The 4579-nt window shown below is 49.8% G+C and carries 4 protein-coding genes; all 4 read left to right on the plus strand.

Translation table 11 applies throughout. The features are described from left to right. A partial coding sequence (locus ACESLU_RS12035; RefSeq protein WP_372638895.1) for a tetratricopeptide repeat protein occupies positions 1–1464 on the plus strand: 1464 nt, incomplete at its 5' end. Positions 1465–1637: 173 nt separating this feature from the next. Further along, positions 1638–2099 (plus strand): hypothetical protein, encoded by a 462-nt coding sequence (locus ACESLU_RS12040; protein ID WP_372638896.1) that lies wholly within the window; start codon positions 1638–1640, stop codon positions 2097–2099. A 392-nt stretch (positions 2100–2491) separates the two neighbouring features. Continuing rightward, a complete protein-coding gene (locus ACESLU_RS12045) occupies positions 2492–2884 on the plus strand; it encodes a ferredoxin (RefSeq protein WP_372638897.1) in 393 nt (130 codons plus the stop codon). 11 nt (positions 2885–2895) lie between these two features. Then, positions 2896–4579: hypothetical protein (locus ACESLU_RS12050; RefSeq protein ID WP_372638898.1), on the plus strand; the 1684-nt coding region annotated here is incomplete at its 3' end.

Raw genomic sequence — 4579 nt, forward strand, 5'->3', positions numbered from 1 at the left:
AAAGATGATCAAGACATCCCGGAAAATTCCATCGCCGTACTGCCCTTTAAACAGGTGGAAGGCAACGACCGAAACCGTTACTTCGGACTGGCCATGGCAGATGCCATAGCGACCCGCCTTTCCCAAAACGCTTCGGTGGTTATACGTCCCCCGGGCACCTTCTTATCCCTTTCCGATCAGTCGATTGACGAGATTGAAGCGGGGCATAAGCTGCAGACCGAATATGTGCTGACCGGCTCTTTTTTTACGGCTGAAGAAGGCTTTACGCTTAACTGGCAGCTGGTGGAAATAGCTACCAAAACCATACAGGCCGGCAATACTATTTCCGTGCCCTCTTTTGACCTCGTCAAGGTACAGGGCGAACTGACTGATGAGATTTTTGAAACCCTCTTCAACCTCGGAAAATTAGAGAGCCGGCAGAAAAAAACATCGCTGGATAATCTGTCCATTGACCTGTCGGAACAATACCTTGAAGCACAGGCCCTGCTTTCCCGGTTTCTGTGGGGATCGAACAATCCCAAAGATCTCAGGGAAGCCAAAAACAAATTTGAGGAGGTACTTGACCAGGCCCCTGATTTTGCCGCCGCTCACGGGGGACTCGGCCGCACGCATCTGAACTATGTGACCAATGGGATGGGGGGACCTACCCACTTCATGAAGGCTCAGCGTCACCTTGAGCGGGCGCTCGAACTCGATCCGGACAATGTGGAGGCCAAGCTACAGCGGGCCTATACCTACCTGTGGCGGGGTGAGAAAAACCAGGCACGCCGGGATATTCAGTATTTGCTTAAACATAACGGCCGCAATTCCGAGGTTTTGCTGGGCGCCGGCATCATCATACAGCTGGATGGCCTGCACAAAGAAGCGTTGCGACTCCTGGGCCGGGCCCTGCAGAAAAACCCTGCAGCGGCCACCCAGATTTATAACCGGAGGGCCCGGCTGAACCACTACCTGGGACAGATGGACCTGGCGTGGCTGGAAGTCAATAAAGGACTCACCCTCGAGCCCGACCACTCGCTGCTTCGTACGACCGAAGGGTACCTCTATTTCCGCGAGGGCGGCTATAAAAAGGCGATCCCCATTTTAGAATCAGTCATTGCGGAAGATCCCAAACGGCGGGTTACCTACCCGACCCTGGCGATGTGTTATGTGCGCAACGGAGAGCCTGAAAAAGCGGAAGCGCTGATTACCGACGAACTGCTGACCATCGCTTCAACCGACTGTGAAATGGCCTTCCGCCTTGCATCCTACTGCGTGGTCGACGGCAACAGCACCGAAGCGCTGCACTGGCTGCGCAAAGCCATCTACCTCGGGTACGAAAACTACCCCTGGATCGCCGAGAATCCCGTTTGGCAACCGATGCACGACGATGAAGATTTTCAGGCCATTCTTTCAGACCTCAAGCGCGTTTATGAAGACAACTCAGAGCGGTGGGGAAAATTCCTGGAGGACTTCTGGGAGTAATCAAAAACAACCGAATCAACGGCTGTATTTTTATTTGTAAGAAATGCCGCCTAAACGAATTATATTATGGTCATGGAATTCAATTTTCTTAACTTAAAACGACGATACTTAAAGTGAAATTACCACTATGCACATTCTCCACGGAATCCATTTAACTAACAACCCTCCCCATCATGAAAAAGATACTGCTTATCCTTCTCTTCTGCGGATCTCTGCTCTCTGTTAATCACTCTGCATTGGCTCAGGAAACAAGAATTGGCGTTGGCGCCATACTCAACGACCCGACGGGGCTAAGCGCCAAAGCCTGGATAAATGAAGATTTGGCTATTGACGGCGCCCTCTCCTTCAGTCTGGGTGAAAATATCTCACAGGTTTACCTGCATACGGATGTCCTGGAGCACCGGGCCATGACTATCGATAATTTTCACCTCTATTATGGTCTTGGGTTGCGGCTGTTATGGACCGATGTAAGTGATGATTTTATTACCGGACTCCGTGTACCTGCAGGGACGGTCTACTCCATCGAGGATTCTGATCTCGAAGCCTTCTTTGAACTTGCTCCCATCATTGATTTCAGCCCGTATTTTCGCTTTCATTTCGCAGGGGCGCTGGGTATGCGATTATATCTTAATTAAAACATAACATATCGTTGTTGCATATCCAGGAGATGCAGTACAGTTCTCCTCCCAATAGCGGACTTTTATGAAAAAGAAAACAAGTGACATACTTCTCACAGGCTCCGGTTATTTTACTTTTTCGGTTACCCTGATTAGTGGCAAAGGTAGATTCCGATAGTTGTGACTTCAACATTCTATATGCTTTCGGCTGCTTCGGCAAGGATCGATCTTCCGACCTTGGACAAACCAGGAGTTTGGCGGATATCAAAGCTTGTACGAGTTCAGAACCACAGCATATAAGGCTTATATAAGGGATTTTAAATTTGCAAAAATGGAAGGATTGACCCGAAGAACGGTTTTATAAAGCTCTCTAACAATAAATATATAAGCCATAAATCAAATCGCTAAAAATGACTGAACGCGTCCGAAGGAAAGCCAAAGAGCTGCACGTCGATAAAATCAAGCGGCATATCTTTCTCTGTGCCGACCAGACGAAGCCCAAATGCTGCAAGAAGGAAATCGGCCTGAAAGCATGGTCATTTCTCAAAAGAAGGCTGAAAGAGTTAGAGCTCGATGGAGCCGGCGGCATCTATCGCACCAAAGCCAACTGCCTGCGCATCTGTAAAAAAGGGCCCGTCGCTGTCGTCTACCCGGAAGGCATATGGTACCATTCCTGCAAGCCTGACGTGTTGGAACAAATCATCCAACAGCACCTTATCAAAGGGAAACCTGTCGAAGAGTACATGTTTGCTGAACAACCGCTTACTGCAACGGGTGAGCTTAAAAATCCCTCTATTGACTAAACATGACGTCCATGTCGAAAACCAAGCTAAGAATTTCCGGAATGAATCCACTGCTTAAAGGTATCCTGTATGTTATAGGGGGACTCCTAATACTGCTGCTTCTCTTTCAGATTTTTATTACTTTTTTCGCAGATGACTACCTGTCAAACAGTCTAAAAGAGCAGGTGCGGCAATCCACCGACAGCACCTATACGCTCAGTTTTGAGGATTTCAATCTCAACGTTTTTTCCGGCTCCGGCACCATCCGCAAGGCTCGGCTCCGGGCCGATACATCCGCTTTTTCGTCCCCTTCCTCTCCGTCCGGAAGTCCCCCCGACAAGCTGTTCGAGGGAACTTTTGAGGAGATTGAAGTCACGGGAATGAATCTGTTTTCTTCGCTCACGGGCGACGAACTCCGCATTGGTACCATCAGGCTAACTCAACCCGATATATCTGCACTCAAGAATCCACACGACACCGGGGCCTCGAAAGACAGCAGCCGGTCCTCATCCCTGGATTCAACCATCCTTGCCGCCATCTCCGAGCGGTACCGGGCGATTGAGATAGACCAATTTATTATCCAGGAAGGATACGGAACCTTCACACAGTCCGGCGATACGCTCTCTTCCCTCCGGCAGCTGGATCTTTTTCTGCGTAACATCCGGGTTGATTCGGCCTCCGCACAATCCGGACGTATTTTTATCACTGATGAGGTGGAGATAAAGGCCGGGGACTTCATGACGAAGCTACCCGACAGCCTGAATGTACTCCGCTTCAGCCAGCTTTCCGTTTCTTCCGATGAAGGAATCATTAGCCTGGACTCCCTGCAGCTTATCCCCCGCTTCGGAGAGCTGGAGTTTGCCCGTCGGCACGGCAGCACGATTGACCGTATTGCCCTTACTATTCCCGACATACGGTTTGAAGACATCAATTTTCCCCTCTTGGTCGACTCTGCGCACGTCTATGCCCGTTATGGCCACATTCAGAGTCCCGAGCTCGAGGACTACCTTAACCGTGGTATCGCAGGAGGTCCCCCCACCTCCAAGCCACTGCCGTTCATTGCCTTTCGTGATCTGAAAACGCCGGTCAAAATTGATTCCCTGCGAATCGAAAACGCCTTCATTTCCTACAGCGAATATGTAGGAGACACACCGAGGGCCGGCACGATAACCTTTGAAGAGACAGACGCAGTGTTGCGGTCCATCAGCAACTACCCCGAGGATGTTAAGGGGGGCGTTACGACTACACTGGATGCGGAGAGCCGGGTGATGGGGATGGGCTTGCTCGAAGCTCACTTCGAGTTTCCCATGGATACCGGGGAAGGGTTTCACAAAGTCAGCGGACAGCTGCACGCTGTATCAATGCCTGCTTTTAACCGCATGTTAGAACATGTCGCTTTTATACGAGTAGACCGGGGACAGCTTAATAGTCTCGAGTTTGAAATGACGCTGAACGAAAGCCAATCCAGCGGCACGCTTGTAATGAACTATGAAGACTTTAAAATTTCTGTGCTTGACAAGCAATCAATTCAACAGCATGGGCTGATGGAAAACCTCAAGACCTTTGTAGCCAATAATTTTGTGGTCAGATCCGATAATACCCCGGAAAGCGGGATGCAGGCGGGACGCATTCGCTTTGAACGGGATGAAACCAAATCGATTTTCAACTACTGGTGGAAAAGCCTGCTGAGCGGAATTAAGAATACCATCCAAAAAT

The sequence above is a fragment of the Fodinibius sp. genome, assembly GCF_041642155.1.
Taxonomy (GTDB): Bacteria; Bacteroidota; Rhodothermia; order Balneolales; family Balneolaceae; genus Fodinibius.